The 13,138-nt window shown below is 69.1% G+C and carries 10 protein-coding genes; 4 read left to right on the top strand and 6 right to left on the bottom strand.

Features of this window, described 5'->3' with window-relative positions:
* Positions 1–3: 3 nt before the first annotated feature.
* The 4 genes from FHS55_RS16040 (at position 4) to FHS55_RS16025 (ending at position 4,700) form a co-directional block, all read left to right on the top strand.
* On the top strand, positions 4–1,974 hold the full coding sequence (locus tag FHS55_RS16040; protein ID WP_183190788.1) for an ABC transporter substrate-binding protein: 1,971 nt from the start codon (positions 4–6) through the stop codon (positions 1,972–1,974).
* A 5-nt stretch (positions 1,975–1,979) separates the two neighbouring features.
* Entirely contained in the window at positions 1,980–2,978 is a 999-nt protein-coding gene (locus tag FHS55_RS16035; protein WP_183190958.1) for an ABC transporter permease, read from the top strand.
* Positions 2,979–3,043: 65 nt separating this feature from the next.
* Positions 3,044–4,186 carry an ABC transporter permease gene (locus FHS55_RS16030; RefSeq protein ID WP_183190957.1) on the top strand — a complete coding sequence of 381 codons (1,143 nt, stop codon included), beginning with the start codon at positions 3,044–3,046 and terminating at the stop codon, positions 4,184–4,186.
* 13 nt (positions 4,187–4,199) lie between these two features.
* A complete protein-coding gene (locus FHS55_RS16025; protein ID WP_183190787.1) occupies positions 4,200–4,700 on the top strand; it encodes a class I SAM-dependent methyltransferase in 501 nt (166 codons plus the stop codon).
* Here the strand turns inward: FHS55_RS16025 and FHS55_RS16020 are convergent.
* From FHS55_RS16020 to FHS55_RS15995, 6 genes are all read right to left on the bottom strand, one after another.
* Entirely contained in the window at positions 4,682–6,634 is a 1,953-nt protein-coding gene (locus FHS55_RS16020; RefSeq protein WP_183190786.1) for a glycosyltransferase, read from the bottom strand. The two genes, FHS55_RS16025 and FHS55_RS16020, sit on opposite strands and share 19 nt — an antisense overlap.
* Entirely contained in the window at positions 6,631–7,752 is a 1,122-nt protein-coding gene (locus FHS55_RS16015; RefSeq protein WP_183190785.1) for a glycosyltransferase family 4 protein, read from the bottom strand. The genes FHS55_RS16020 and FHS55_RS16015 overlap by 4 nt, the downstream gene beginning before the upstream one ends.
* Positions 7,753–7,756: 4 nt before the next feature.
* Positions 7,757–9,103, bottom strand: a complete 1,347-nt coding sequence (locus tag FHS55_RS16010; RefSeq protein ID WP_183190784.1) for a glycosyltransferase — start codon at positions 9,101–9,103, stop codon at positions 7,757–7,759.
* A gap of 1 nt (position 9,104) precedes the next feature.
* Positions 9,105–10,382, bottom strand: a complete 1,278-nt coding sequence (locus tag FHS55_RS16005; RefSeq protein WP_183190783.1) for a glycosyltransferase family protein — start codon at positions 10,380–10,382, stop codon at positions 9,105–9,107.
* A 231-nt stretch (positions 10,383–10,613) separates the two neighbouring features.
* The gene (gene cydB / locus FHS55_RS16000; protein WP_183190782.1) at positions 10,614–11,669 is read right to left on the bottom strand and encodes a cytochrome d ubiquinol oxidase subunit II; all 1,056 of its coding nucleotides are present in this window, start codon (positions 11,667–11,669) and stop codon (positions 10,614–10,616) included.
* Between the two features lie 3 nt (positions 11,670–11,672).
* On the bottom strand, positions 11,673–13,136 hold the full coding sequence (locus tag FHS55_RS15995; RefSeq protein WP_183190781.1) for a cytochrome ubiquinol oxidase subunit I: 1,464 nt from the start codon (positions 13,134–13,136) through the stop codon (positions 11,673–11,675).
* Between the last annotated feature and the right edge of the window lie 2 nt (positions 13,137–13,138).

The following is a 13,138-nucleotide window of genomic DNA, read 5'->3' as shown; positions in this document are numbered from 1 at the left end:
CCGATGATGCTGAAGCGGGGGCTTCTCCGGATCGCCGGGCTGCTGGCGGCGCTGGTCCTGTCTGCGGCGCTCGTGCCCGCGGTGAGCGGCGTGGCGCGCGCGGAGGCGATCGACCTCTCGCTTGAGCCGCCCGTCTTCGTGCGCGACATATGGGAGGGCCGTCTGCCCCCGCTGGCCCAGCGGCTGCCGCAGGTGCCGCGGGTGATCGACCTCAAGGCGGCCGGCAAGGAACCGGGCCGCTATGGCGGCACGTTGCGCGCGCTGATGGGCGACCAGCGCGATATCCGCTTCGTCACGCTCTACGGCTATGCGCGCCTCGTCGTGTTCGATCTGGAAGGCCATATCGTCCCGGACATCCTGCTGAACGTGGATGTCGAGGAGGGGCGCCGTTTCACCCTGCATCTGCGGCCGGGGCATCGCTGGTCCGACGGGCAACCCTTCACCTCGGAGGATTTTCGCTACTGGTGGGAGGATGTCGCCAAGGATCCCAAGCTCAATCCCGGTGGGCCGCCGCTGCAGATGCTGGTGGAGGGCGAGCCGGCAACCTTCGAGGTGATCGACGAGACGACCGTGCGCTACAGCTGGTCGAAGCCCAATCCCGGCTTCCTGCCGGCGCTGGCGGGCGCGCAGCCGCTGGTGATCGTCATGCCCGCCCATTACATGAAGCAGTTCCACCAGCGCTATGCGGACCCGCTGAAGCTCTCGAGCCTCATCAAGGAAGTGCGGGTGAAGGACTGGACGGCGCTGCACGACCGCATGTCGCGCTCCTACCGGCCGGAAAACCCGGATCTGCCGCTCCTCGGCCCATGGATTCCGCGCACCTCTCCGCCGGCCGAGTTCTTCGTGTTCGAGCGCAATCCCTTCTTCCACCGGGTCGACGAGCGCGGCCGCCAGCTGCCCTATATCGACAAGATAACCATCTCCATCGGCACCGCCTCGCTGATCGCGGCCAAGGTGGCGGCCGGCGGGGCGGATCTGCAGGCGCGCTATCTCAGCTTTGCCGACTACACCTTCCTCAAGGAAGGGGAGGCGCGCGGTGGCTACAAGGTGCGCCTGTGGGAACGCGGCGAGGGCGCCTATGTGGCGCTGATGCCCAACCTCAATGTCAAGGATCCGGGCTGGCGCGCGGTGCTGCGCGACGTGAACGTGCGCCGCGCGCTCTCCGTGGGCATCAATCGGCGCGACATCAACCAGGTCATCTTCTTCGGGCTCGGCCACGAAGGCGCCAACACGGTGATCCCGGGCAGCGCGCTCTACGATTCGAGATATGACCGGGCCTGGGCGCAATATGATCCGGCGCTGGCGAACAAGCTGCTGGACGCCGCCGGGCTCGACCGGCGCGACGATGACGGCATCCGCCTGTTGCCCGACGGGCGGCGCGCCGAGATCACCGTCGACACCGCGGGCGACAGCACCGAGCAGACCGACATTCTCGAACTGGTCGGCTATGACTGGCAGAAGATCGGCATCAAGCTGCACGTGCACAGCGCGCAGGCCAACCTGCTGCGGCGCAGCGTCATCGCCGGCAACGTGATGATGACGATCTGGCCCGGCCTCGACAATGCGGTGCCGGGCCCCGACATGCCGCCCGATGCGCTGGCGCCGACCAACTCCATGCAGTTCCAGTGGCCGCTCTGGGGGCAGTATGTCGACAGCAGCGGGCGCGAAGGCGAGAAGCCGGAAGATCCGGCGGCGGCCGAACTGGCCGACCTCGCGCTGCAGTGGCGCCGGTCGGTGAGCACGCAGGAGCGGCGCGCCATCTGGAAGCGCATGCTGGAGATCAATGCCGACCAGGTCTTCACCATCGGCGTGATCAACCGCACCTCGCAGCCAGTGGTGGTGAACCGCCAGCTGCGCAATGTGCCGGAAACGGCGATCTACAGTTTCGAACCCGGCGCCTATTTCGGCATCTACATGCCGGACACCTTCTGGTTTGACGATGGCACCTCCGGCCTTGAAGTGACGAGGGACTGAGGATGCTGCTGCGCTATATTCTCCGCCGTATCCTCATCATGATCCCGACGCTGCTGGTGACCAGTGCGCTGATCTTCACGGTGATGGAGCTGCCGCCGAGCGATTATTTCGAGACCTATGTGGCGGAAATGGCCGCGCAGGGCGAGAAGGCGGATACCAGCCGCATCGAGTTCCTCAAGCGGGAATACGGCTTCGACCGGCCACCGATCGAGCGCTACTTCTACTGGATCGCCAATTTCGTGCAGGGCGATTTCGGCTACTCGTTCGAATACGAGATGCCGGTGCGCGACGTGGTGGGCGACCGGCTGGCGCTGACCATCCTGGTGTCGTTCTGCACCATATTGATGACCTGGATCGTCGCCTTCCCGATCGGCATCTATTCCGCGACCCACCAATATAGCTGGGCTGATTACGGGCTCACCTTCATCGGCCTGCTGGGCATCGCCGTGCCGCATTTCCTGCTGGCGCTGATCTTCATGTATTTCGCCAATGTCTGGTTCGGCCTGTCGATCGGCGGGCTGATGGACCCGGTCTACCTGAACCAGCCGATGAGCTGGGAGAAGGCGCAGTCGATCCTCGCCCATCTGTGGATCCCGGTCCTCATCATCGGCGCCGGCGGCACCGGCTCCATGGTGCGCGCCATCCGCGCCAACCTGTTGGACGAATTGCAGAAGCAGTACTACGTGACCGCCAAGGCGAAGGGCCTGCCGCCGTTCCGCGCGCTGACCAAATACCCGCTGCGCATGTCGCTCAATTTCTTCATCTCGCATATCGGCGACGTGCTGCCGGCCATCGTTTCCGGTTCGGAACTGACCGCGGTGGTGCTCTCGCTGCAGACCACGGGGCCGCTGCTGCTGCGCGCGCTGCAGAGCCAGGACATGTATCTGGCCGGCTCGTTCCTCCTGTTCCTGTCCTGTCTCACGGTGGTCGGCGTGCTGATCTCCGACATCGCGCTCGCCTTCCTCGATCCGCGCATCCGGCTTCAGGGAGGCAGCACCAAGTGAACGCCGACGCCGCCCTGTCCGACGCCGCCCCGCCTGCCGCGAAGCTGCCGCCCTCCGGCGCGCCGATGACGCATTATGTGGCGACCGGCCCGTTCGATCCGAACGCGACCGAGCCGATGACCAAGGCGCAGGAGCGGGTCTATCTCGCGTCCCAGCTCACGCTGATGTGGTGGAAGTTCCGCCGCCACCGGCTGGCGCTGATCTCCGGCATCTTCCTCCTCGTGGTCTATTTTTCGATCCTGTTCTGCGAATTCCTCGCGCCCTACGACTACCAGGCCCGGCATACCGACTTCATCCGCAGCCCTCCGCAGGGCATTCACCTGTTCCACGAGGGCAGCTTCATAGGCCCGTTCACCTACGGGCTCGACTACAAGCTCGACCTCGACACGCTGCGGCGCACCTACACGCCGGACGAGAGCCGGATCTACCCGGTGCGCTTCTTCTGCCGCGGCGACAGCTACCGATTCTGGGGCCTCATCGAGGGCAACCTGCACCTCATGTGCCCGGGCGAGGGCGGCACGCTGTTCCTGCTGGGCACCGACCGGCTGGGGCGCGACATGCTCTCGCGCATGATCTATGGCGCGCGCATCTCGCTCACCATCGGCCTCATCGGCGTGGCGGTCAGCTTCTCGCTCGGCATCGTCATTGGCGGCCTTGCCGGCTATTATGGCGGTATCTTCGATCTCCTGACCCAGCGCGCCATCGAGGTGGTGCAGTCGCTGCCACATATCCCGCTCTGGCTGGCCCTGTCGGCGATCATGCCGCCGGACTGGAGCCCGATCCTGGTCTATTTCGGCATCACCGTCATTCTCGGCCTGATGGACTGGACCGGGCTCGCGCGCGCCGTGCGCTCCAAGCTGCTGTCGCTGCGCGAGGACGAATATGTCGTCGCCGCCCAGCTGATGGGCGCGCGCACGCCGCGCATCGTGTTCCGCCATCTGGTGCCGGGCTTCATGAGCCACCTCATCGCCATGGCCACCATCGCCATTCCCGGCATGATCCTCGGCGAGACGGCGCTGAGCTTCCTCGGCCTCGGCCTGCGCCCCCCCATCACCTCCTGGGGCGTGATGCTGAACGAGGCGCAGAACATCAACATCGTGGTGCTCTACCCTTGGCTGATCCTGCCGGTCGTGCCGGTGATCTGCGTCATCCTCGCCTTCAACTTCCTCGGTGACGGTCTGCGTGACGCAGCCGATCCCTATCGCTGACGGGGGAGGGGCCATGTCCACGCTGTCACGGCTCGAGAAGACGCTGTTCCGCCTTCAGGCGCAGCATGCCTGCCTCGCCCATGCCTTCGCCGCGATCGCCAACCGGCCGGGGCCGGTGGTGGAGTTGGGCCTCGGGCTGGGGCGCACCTTCGACCATCTGCGCCGCCATCTGCCCGATCACGAGATCCATGTGTTCGATCGCGTGAACGGCGCCTATGAGGACTGCCAGCCCGACCCCGCGCTCCTGCATCTCGGCGAGATCGAGGAGACATTGCCGGCGCTCGCCGGCCGGCTGGCCGGCCGTGTGGTGCTGGCCAATTCCGATCTGGGCTCGCACGACCGCGACGGCAACCGGCAGGTGGCGGGGATGTCGGCGCGGCTGCTGCCGCCTCTCATGGCGCCGGGTGGCCTCATCCTCTCCGACCTGCCGCTGGCGCTGGAGGGGTTCGAGGCGCTTCCCCCGCCCGAGGGCGTGCGGGAAGGCTGCTATTACCTCTACCGCCGCTCCGCCTGAGCGGCGAGGAGCACGCGCGGGCTGATGAAGCGCACGGTGCCCGAGGCCAGCAGCCGGTCCATCACCTCGCCGAGGAGGCGATCGATCCAGCCGTCATGGACGAGATGATGGGTGAGCAGGCCGATCGGTTCGAGCACGTCCGGCGGGCTCGCCAGTTCCTCCTCGATCCGCCGCACCAGCCCGTCGAGCAGCCCGGCCTCTTCCACTAGCCCGCCGCCGGCCCGCCAGTCGATCGGGTCCCAATGGGTGTTGAGCCGGAGCGGTGCCGCCGGTCCGTCCGGGGGGCGGCGTTTGTAGGTGGAGAGCGCCGCGATCCCCAATGCGGGGAGGCGTTCCACCAGTTCCGGAGCGATGCGGTTCCACGGCGGCACGAAGACCGGCAGCACCCGCGTCCCGAACAGCGTGTCGAGCCGCGCCCGGCCGGCCTCGATGTCGGCGATCATGGACGCGAGTGGGCGGTGCGCGCCGAATTCGGCCTTCTTCTCGCCCGCCGGCGCGTGGTTCGCGTGCGCCCAGCCATGCAGCAGCACGTCCACCTGTGTCTCGCCGGCGAGCCGCTCGGCCAGCGCGGGCGTCGCGCGGGCGGGGATCACCGCCAGCGACAGCGGCACGGCCCATCGGGCACGCGCGGCGAGCAGAGCCTCCAGCGCCGGTGTCGGGGCGACGGCATCGTCGTCGCGCCACCAGAAGGCGAGAGTGCGGCCCGCCGTTCGCGCGCGCGCCAGCGTGGCCTCCAGCCGGGCGAAGGCGTCGTTCGCGGCCCGTCGGCGGGCGATCGCCGCCTCGACCCCCGCGGCGGTGCGGGCGGCGCCGTCGCGGCCGATACCGGACCAGTCGGGGCGGGGCTCCCCAAGCGCCACGCGCACCGCGGCGGCGAGTTCCGCGCCGGTCAGCGTCGCGGCCGCGAGCATGCGCACGAGGCCGCGCCGCGCCAGTTCGCCCGCGCGCTGGGTCTGCTCCCGCTCCGCGCCCTCCGCGAAGGGCACGAGGATGGCGCGAGCCTTGGCGGCCGCGAGGTCGAGCACGGTATTGTAGCCGGCCTGGCTGATGGAGAGCGCGGCGCGGGCCAGCAGCGCGGGAAAGTCCGGCCGCGTCCGCTCGACCCGCATGTTGGCCGGCGCCTCGGCCTCCAGCGTCGCGAAGGCCTCCGCTGGCACGCCGGAACCCACCAGCAGCCGCCATTGCCGCTCCGGAATGAGCCCTGCCGCTGCCAGCGCATGACGCGCGAGCGGCAGGCCGGCCGCCGAGCCGCCGCCCGAGACGATGACCTCGTCCGTGCCGTCGCTGCCGCCTTCCTCGAAGGTGCGGGCGCCGTCATGCACGTAGCCGGTCTCGATCAGCCGCCGCTCCAGCGCCGGCGGCACCGGCCAGGAGGCGCTGAGCGGGACCAGCGCGGCCGCGCCGTGGAACAGCACGCCATCATAGACGGTGGCGAGCGTGGCGAGCGCGCCCTCGGCCTTCTCCGGCGTTGAGGGCGGATTCAGCACGTCGCGGATGGAGGCGAGGATCACGGGGCGGGGCGTCGCGGCGCGGGCATGGGCGAGCAGCGCGTCGAACTCCGCCGCGAGCGAGCGACGGCCGAACGGGTAGAGCTCGGTGAGGAGCGCATCGGGCCGAACCGTGTCGAAGGCCTCAATGAGCGCGTCGCGCCGTGCCGCCAGATGCGCGGCATTGGCAACAAGGCCCGGCGCGGCGTAGAGCGTGCGGAAATCGGTGCCGACACAATGCACCGGGGGCAGCTGGATCCGGTGGCAGCCGGTCGTGTCGACCGTTGCCGCCACCCGTCCGCCGGAAGCGATGGTGACCTCCATCCCCGCCGCCGCCATGGCCCGGCCCACCGCGGCCATGCGGGCGAGATGGCCGACGCCCAGCAAATGGGTGACGACGATGAGCACGCGCGAGGGTGTCCCCGCAGGGGTATCGGTCGCGCTCATGCCGCAGTCTCCGGCAGCGCGATGCCGCTGGCGCGGAAGGCCTGCGCGAGCGTTGTCGCGGCGGCGGCCAGCGTGCGCTCTGCGCCGATGAAACGGGCGGCGGCCTCGCCCATGGCGCGGCGGCGGTCCCCGTCCGCGATGAGCTGCGCCACGGACGCGCGAAAGGCCGGGATATCGCCGGGCGGGGTGAGCAGGGCGGTCTCGCCCGCCTTCACCGCGTCGGCGATGCCGCCATGGTTGCCGGCGACGCAGGGCAGGCCGTGCGCCTGCGCTTCCAGATAGACGACGCCGAACGCCTCGTTGACACCGGGCCAGACGAACAGGTCGGCGGCGGAGAACATCTCGCCGAGCGCGGCCCGCCCGGCAATGCCGCCGCGAAAGCGCACCCGCGCGCCGAGCGGGGCCAGCGCCGCCTCCACCTCCGCCCGCACCGGCCCGTCACCGACCACGTCGAGCGTCCAGCCATCCCCTTCAAGCCCGGCCAGCGCCGCGCCGAGCTGGCGATAGGAGGTGAGCTTGTCGCCGGGGCGCATCATGGCGACGGTGAGGAGGCGCACCGGCCGGCTTTTCGAAATGGCACGGTCCCGGCGAGGATTCGGCCATTCGGCGGGGTCGATGAAGGGCTTGAGGTCGAAAATGCGCTGCTGCGGCGATTTCAGGCGGTCGAGCATGTCGCGGTCGGCGGCGGTGGGGGGGAGCAGCAGGCCGGCCGCCGCGATGGCGGCCTCCGCCCGCGCATGGCCTTCCGCGAAGGGGCCGCTGGCCCGCTTGGGCGCCCGCGAGGGTTCGGCGATCACATAGGGCACGCCGAGCGCGGCGGCGAGCCCGGGGCCGATGAGATCGGGCGCCTTGTAATAGACGTGGTAGGTGAAGACGCAGGCGATCCGCTCCTCGCCATGCCGCGCCACAAGGCGGCGGATCTCTGCGCGTGCCCGTTCATCCAGCGCCGGCCAGCGCGCGGGATCGGGATCGGGCGCGAAGCTGGTGAGGTCTGAGGCAAGTTCGACGGTGTAGCCGAGCCGCTCCAGCAGGCGCAGGAACAGCCGCGCCATGGTGCGCTCGCCCGAGGGCACCGGATGGTCGGGCGCCTTCAGGGGCGCAAGAAACAGGCAGCGCATCTATTCAGCGCCCGGCCGCCAGGGGTTCGGCCGGAACTGCCGGCGGGGCCACGGGCCGACCGCCGGCGCCTTGCGAGGAGGCGGCAAGCCGGGCTTCCAGCCGGTCGATGCCCGCATCGAAGGTGAAATCGGCCGTCAGCCGCGCCAGCGCCGCAGCGCCGAGCCGCAGGCGCTGCGGGGCATCGCCGATCAGCGCCGCGAGCGCCCCGGCGAGCGCTTCGGCGTCGCCCGGGGGCACGAGGCGGCCGTTCACGCCGTCATCGATGAATTCGGGCACGCCGGCGAAACGGGTGGAGATGGCGGGCAGCGCCTGCGTCGCCGCCTCCATCAGCACGTTGGGCAGGCCGTCGCGGTCGCCATCCTCGCCCGGCTGGCTGGGCAGCACGAACAGGTCCGCCTCGCGCAGCGCCGCGACCACGGCCGTCTGGGCCTGACTGCCGCGCCAGTCGATGCGCTCCGACAGGCCGAGCCGCTCCGCCTGCGCCTTCAGGCCGGCGAGTCGCTCGCCCGAGCCGATATGGACGAGGTGCCAGTGCAACTCTGCCGGCAATTGCGCGAGGGCGTCGAGCAGCTTGTCGAAGCCCTTCTTGGTGACGGCCCGCCCCACGGCGACCAGGCGCACCGGGTCGGCGGGGTCGCGCCCGTCGGCCTGGCGGGTGCGCGGCGGGGGGCTGGGGAAGCGGGCGAGATCGAGCCCGTGATAGACCAGCTCCACGCGCCCGGCCGCGGGCCCGGCGACGCGGCGCAGCTCGTTCCAGCCATCCGCCGTGCAGGCGACACCCCAGCTGGCATCCGCGATCTTCTCCGCCCGCTCCCATTCCGGCGTGGTCCAGATGTCCTTGGCGTGGGCGGAAAAGGAGTAGCTGCGGCCGGTGAGCCGCGCGGCATAGCGCGTCACCGAGCCCGGCGTGTGCAGGAAATGCACGTGCAGATGGCGGATCCGCGGGTCGATCTCGCGCGCCAGCACCAGCGCCTGGCCGAGCCGGCGTAGGCGGCCGGCGCTCGGGTCGCGCCGCAGGTCGCGCAGGAAGAGGCGCAGCGTCGGGCGCCAGGCGAGATGGCGCAGCGCGTGCACAAGGCCCTTCCAGACGCGGCGCGGATCGTCCTTGAGATATTCCGGAAGGTAGAGGAGGCGGGCGGCGATCTCCTCATGCATCGGGTGGCGGTAGCGATCGGTCGGACGGCGCAGCGACCAGATGTCGAAGGCGAAGCCGCGCCGCTCCAGCTCCAGGATTTCCTGGGCGATGAAGGTTTCGGACAGGCGCGGGTAGCCTTTCAGCACGATGGCGATGCGCGCAGGCGTCCCGCCGGCGGGGGGCGACGCGGTGGCAGCGGAGGGCGTCGTCGTCACCTCAGCCCCCGAGGCCGATGGAGGCGCCGCAGGCGTCCGCCGGTTCCTCGATATAGGGCGCCAGATGGTTCGAGATGCTGGCGAGCCCGTCCAGCATGCCGGGCGTGGCGGCCTGCGAGGGCGGCTTCTGGTGGGCGAGCGCCTCGAGCGCGCGGGCCATCACCTGCGGATCCCGCGTCGCCGCGCCCTCTTCCACCGGATCGACCAGCATGCGCATCAGCCCGAGCTGTTCCGCCCGCGTGGCGCGGATCAGCTGCTCCTGGCGCGGGCGCGAGCGGGGCACCAGCAAGGCCGGCTTGTCGAAGGAGAGGATCTCGCAGAACGTGTTGTAGCCGCCCATGGCGACCACCGCGGTGGCCCGGCTCATCAGCTGTTCGATCTTGGGATCGAACACGATGGCGTCGACCTTGGACAGCCGGTCGATGCGCTCCTGGAAATGGCTGCGCTGAGTGTTGGACAGGAACGGACCGAACGCGATCACCGCCGGCAGGGGAATGTCGGGATTGGCCTCATAGGCTGAAATCACCCAGTCGATCAGTCCCGCGCCGTCGGCGCCGCCGCCCGTGGTAACGAGGATGAAGGGGCCCTTGGTGCTGCGCGGATAGCGCACGCCGGAATTGCCGACCGGCACCGAGCGGCGCAGATAGCCGGTATAGACGATACGGGCATGCAGGTCCGCCGGCATCGGCATGGCGTCGAGCGGGCGATAGAACGCTTCCGAGCCATAGACCAGCACGTCGTCGTAATAGTCGGTCATGGCGCGGACCGCGCCCTTGTCGTGCCATTCGGCGCGGATGATCTCGGGGCTGTCGAGCACATCGCGCACGCCGATGATGCGGCGCGTGCCCATGGCACCCATCAATTTGAGGCTCGGCACCAATTCGCCGCGGAAGCCGGCCGGCTCCTTGTCGGCGATGAAGATATCGGGGCGGAACGATTCTGCGGTCTGGCGGATCAGTGATTCGCGGATGGCCGTGACCTCGGCGAGGTCGAGGCGCAGATTGGCGCTGCCATAGCTGCCATTCTCGCTCTTGGCGATGCCGGGCACATGCACGAAGTCGATGCCGGGCGCGAAATTGAAGCTGCCGGCGAGCGCCGAGCCCGAAATGATGAGGACCGACACGTTGCCATGGGCGCCCACGAGCGCATTGGCGATGGCGCGCGAGCGACGGATATGTCCCAGCCCGTAGGTGTCGTGGCTGTACATGAGGATGCGCGGCGTCTTCTTGCCCGCCCGAATGGCTTCCGGCGGCGACGCTGGGCTGGGAACACGTTCCATCAATATACCCGATAGGGGGGAGGCCACCGTGAAGCGGCAACCGGTCCGATGATACTGCCAGTTCTACATGGCCTGTCGCAGGATCGTAAGATAGGCCGGCTGCCTATGTCGAGGCGGTGAGGGAAATCCCCTATGACCTTTGCGGCATCTCGCCCCGCAGGGGGCCCTTCCGCCGGCCCCGAAGGACCGGCGGACCCGCCGGTGCCTCCGCTCCGGTGTCCGGATGCCGGCTCACTCCGCCGGCTGGCGGGCAATGCCGGCGCCGTGATCCTCGCCGCCATAGCCGTGATGCACCCGCGCCTTGCCGCGGAACACCCAGTAGGCATGCGCCTGATAGGCGAGGACGATGGGCAGGATGACGGCGACGCCCACGCCGACGAACAGAAGGGCCTGCGGGTCGGCGATGCCGTCCCACACCGTGACGTGGCGGGGCACGACATAGGGAAACAGGCTGATCACCAGGCCGAGGAAGCCGAGCAGGAACACCGCGATGGCGCCGAGGAAGGTACCGGTTTCCCGCCCGGTCCAGATGCCGCGCCAGATCGTCAGCAGCACGCCGATGGTGACGAGCGGCACCGGCGCGAGGAAGGCGATGTTGGGCCAGGCGAACCAGCGCGCCGCCACTTCCGGCACGCTCCAGGCGCTCCACGCGCTGACCAGCGCCATCATGGCGGCCGTGAGGATGAGTGCGGCATGCGCCACTTCCCGCGCGAAGACCTGGGTCGCCCCGTCGGTCTTCCAGATCAGCCAGCCGGCGCCCAGCAGGGCATAGCCCCCGAGCAGCCCCGCGCCGCAGGCAAGACCCAGCAGGGTGACGAAATCGAAGGTGCCGCCCGCGAACATGCCGTCCTGCACGTTCACGCCGCCGATCAGCCCGCCGAGGATGAAGCCCTGGCACAGCGTTGCCACGATCGAGCCGGCGGAGAAGGCGATGTCCCACACCCAGCGGAACTCGATCGTCTGCAGGCGGAATTCGAAGGCGATACCGCGGAAGATGAGGGCGAACAGCATGAAGATGATCGGCAGGTAGAAGGCCGGCAGCAGCACGTAATAGCCCGCCGGGAAGGTGGCGAGCAGCAGCGTGCCGCCCATCACCAGCCAGGTCTCGTTGCCATCCCACACCGGTTCGACCGTGGCCATCATCAGGTCGCGGTCGGCCTCGCGCGGAGCGATCAGGAACAGGATGCCCACTCCGAGGTCGAAACCGTCGGCCAGCACGTAGACCGTCACGCAGAACGCCACCGCCGCGGCGAACAGCACATGGATCTCGTTGAGATGCGCCAGCATGGGTCAGGCTCCGTGCGGGTTGTCGAGGGAGAAGGCGGGGGCCAGCGGCGCGCCGACGGTGGGCTGGACGAGCGGGCCGCCGACCAGTGTCGTGCTCGCGCGGTCCATGCCAGGGTGCAGGCGCTCGATCTCGCGATCGCCGGTGCCGGATGCCGGGCCGCCAGGCTGGGGCCCGCGGATCGCCACGCGTCCGGCGAACCACAGGAAGCTCAGCAGCAGAAGATGATAGATGACGATGAAGCCGATGAGGCTGAGCGTCACGGCGTTGGCGGTGACGGGCGAGACCGCATCGGCCGTGCGCAATTGGCCATAGACGACCCAGGGCTGGCGCCCGGCCTCGGTGGTGGTCCAGCCGGCCAGCACGGCGAGGAAGCCGAGCGGGGTGGTGGCCATGGCGAGGAACTGGAACCAGCGTGTCCCGTATAGCCGGCCGCGCCAGCGCAGCACGGCGCCGGTGATCGCGGTTGCGAGCAGGATGAGCGCGATGCCGACCATGATGCGGAAGGCGAAGAACACCACCGGAACATTGGGCCGGTCCGATGCGGGAACCGCCTTCAGGCCCTGGACCTCGCCATCCCAGGAATGGGTGAGGTAGAGGCTCGCCAGATGCGGGATCTCGATGGCGTAGAGGTTTTTCGCCGCGTCCATGTCCGGCCAGGCGATCACCGTCATGGCCGGGCCGCGCGTGGTGTCCCACAGCCCTTCCATCGCCGCCAGCTTGGTGGGCTGGTATTCGAGCGTGTTGCGCCCGTGCATGTCGCCGATGAAGATCTGCAGCGGCACCAGGATGAGAGCCAGCCACATCGCCATGGAGAAGGCGAGCCGGTTGGCCTCCACATAGTGGCGGCGCCACATGTGGAAAGCCGAGACGCCCGCCACCACGAAGGCGCCGGTGATGAGGCTCGCGCACACCATGTGGGCCAGCCGGTAGGGGAAGGACGGTGAGAAGATCACATCCCACCAGCTCACCGTGTGGAAAATGCCCTGGGCATCCGCCACCGCGCCGGACGGTGTCTGCATGAAGCTGTTGGAGGCGATGATCCAGGTCGCGGAGAGTAGCGTGCCACCCGAAACCATGCAGCACGCGAAGAAATGCGCGCCCCGGCTCACCCGGCCCTGGCCGAACAGCACGATGCCGATGAAGCCGGCCTCCAGGAAGAAGGCGGTGAGCGTCTCATACGTGAACAGCGGACCGATGACGTTTGAGACCGATCGCGAGAAGCCGGCCCAGTTGGTGCCCACCTCGTAGCTGATCACCACGCCGGTGATGACGCCCATGCCGAAGGCGAGCGCGAAGATCTTGAGCCAGAACTGCATCAGGTCGCGGTAGAGCACCCGACCGGTGCGCCACCACAGGCCGCTGAGCAGCGTGATGAAGCAGGCGAGGCCGATGGTGAGCGTCGGCCACAGGATGTGATAGCCGATGGTGAAGGCGAACTGCGCGCGGGCAAGAGCGACGGGATCCATGG

The sequence above is a fragment of the Ancylobacter tetraedralis genome (assembly GCF_014195655.1).
In the GTDB taxonomy this organism is placed as follows: domain Bacteria; phylum Pseudomonadota; class Alphaproteobacteria; order Rhizobiales; family Xanthobacteraceae; genus Ancylobacter; species Ancylobacter tetraedralis.
Note: the sequence above shows the minus strand (reverse complement) of the source record. Positions and strands in the feature narration are given on the sequence as shown.

Excerpts from the sequence above, each read along its gene's own strand:
- FHS55_RS16040 (WP_183190788.1), top strand. The coding sequence starts at position 4 with ATGATGCTGAAGCGGGGGCTTCTCCGGATCGCCGGGCTGCTGGCGGCG.
- FHS55_RS16030 (WP_183190957.1), top strand. The coding sequence starts at position 3,044 with ATGACGCATTATGTGGCGACCGGCCCGTTCGATCCGAACGCGACCGAG.
- FHS55_RS16025 (WP_183190787.1), top strand. The coding sequence starts at position 4,200 with ATGTCCACGCTGTCACGGCTCGAGAAGACGCTGTTCCGCCTTCAGGCG.
- FHS55_RS16020 (WP_183190786.1), bottom strand. The coding sequence starts at position 6,634 with ATGAGCGCGACCGATACCCCTGCGGGGACACCCTCGCGCGTGCTCATC.
- FHS55_RS16015 (WP_183190785.1), bottom strand. The coding sequence starts at position 7,752 with ATGCGCTGCCTGTTTCTTGCGCCCCTGAAGGCGCCCGACCATCCGGTG.
- FHS55_RS16005 (WP_183190783.1), bottom strand. The coding sequence starts at position 10,382 with ATGGAACGTGTTCCCAGCCCAGCGTCGCCGCCGGAAGCCATTCGGGCG.
- cydB (WP_183190782.1), bottom strand. The coding sequence starts at position 11,669 with ATGCTGGCGCATCTCAACGAGATCCATGTGCTGTTCGCCGCGGCGGTG.
- FHS55_RS15995 (WP_183190781.1), bottom strand. The coding sequence starts at position 13,136 with ATGGATCCCGTCGCTCTTGCCCGCGCGCAGTTCGCCTTCACCATCGGC.